This window comes from Pantoea sp. RIT413 (genome assembly GCF_003057675.2).
Taxonomy (GTDB): Bacteria; Pseudomonadota; Gammaproteobacteria; order Enterobacterales; family Enterobacteriaceae; genus Pantoea; species Pantoea eucrina.
In genome coordinates this window covers 1-1,093 of the sequence record NZ_QBJB02000031.1, presented here as the reverse complement: position 1 = coordinate 1,093, position 1,093 = coordinate 1, and the positions used below count along the sequence as shown (strand labels likewise).

Below are 1,093 nucleotides of genomic sequence, written 5' to 3'. Positions count from 1 at the left end.
ATCGGTCACGTTGACCACGGTAAAACCACCCTGACTGCAGCAATCACCACCGTTCTGGCTAAAACCAACGGCGGCCAGGCGCGTGCATTCGACCAGATCGACAGCACCCCTGAAGAAAAAGCGCGTGGTATCACCATCAACACCGCACACGTAGAGTACGAAACCGCAAGCCGTCACTATGCACACGTTGACTGCCCGGGACACGCCGACTACGTGAAAAACATGATCACCGGTGCTGCGCAGATGGACGGCGCAATCCTGGTTGTTGCTGCGACTGATGGCCCGATGCCACAGACCCGTGAGCACATCCTGCTGGGTCGTCAGGTTGGCGTTCCTTACATCATCGTGTTCCTGAACAAGTGCGACATGGTTGATGATGAAGAGCTGCTGGAACTGGTAGAGATGGAAGTACGTGACCTGCTGTCACAGTACGACTTCCCGGGCGACGACACGCCAATCGTACGCGGTTCAGCGCTGAAAGCGCTGGAAGGCGACGCGGAGTGGGAAGGCAAAATCATCGAGCTGGCGGGCTACCTGGACAGCTACATCCCGGATCCGGTTCGTGCTATCGACCTGCCGTTCCTGCTGCCAATCGAAGACGTGTTCTCAATCTCAGGCCGCGGTACCGTTGTTACCGGTCGTGTTGAGCGCGGCATCGTTAAAGTCGGTGACGAAGTTGAAATCGTGGGCATCAAAGATACCGCGAAATCAACCTGTACCGGTGTTGAGATGTTCCGCAAGCTGCTGGACCAGGGTCAGGCGGGCGAGAACTGTGGTGTTCTGCTGCGCGGTATCAAGCGTGAAGACATCCAGCGTGGACAGGTTCTGGCGAAGCCGGGCTCAATCAAGCCACACACCAAGTTCGAGTCAGAAGTTTACGTTCTGTCTAAAGACGAAGGCGGCCGTCATACTCCGTTCTTCAAAGGCTACCGTCCACAGTTCTACTTCCGTACCACTGACGTGACCGGTTCAGTTGAGCTGCCAGAAGGCGTTGAGATGGTCATGCCGGGCGACAACATCAAGATGGTTGTTACCCTGATCCACCCAATCGCGATGGACCAGGGTCTGCGCTTCGCAATCCGCGAAGGCGGCC

1 protein-coding gene is annotated in these 1,093 nt (G+C 56.7%); it reads left to right on the top strand.

The window, feature by feature from the left end; all coding sequences use genetic code 11:
- Positions 1-1,093, top strand: a 1,093-nt coding sequence (gene tuf, locus DBY66_RS17705; RefSeq protein WP_113049448.1) for an elongation factor Tu, incomplete at both ends; no start/stop codon positions are given.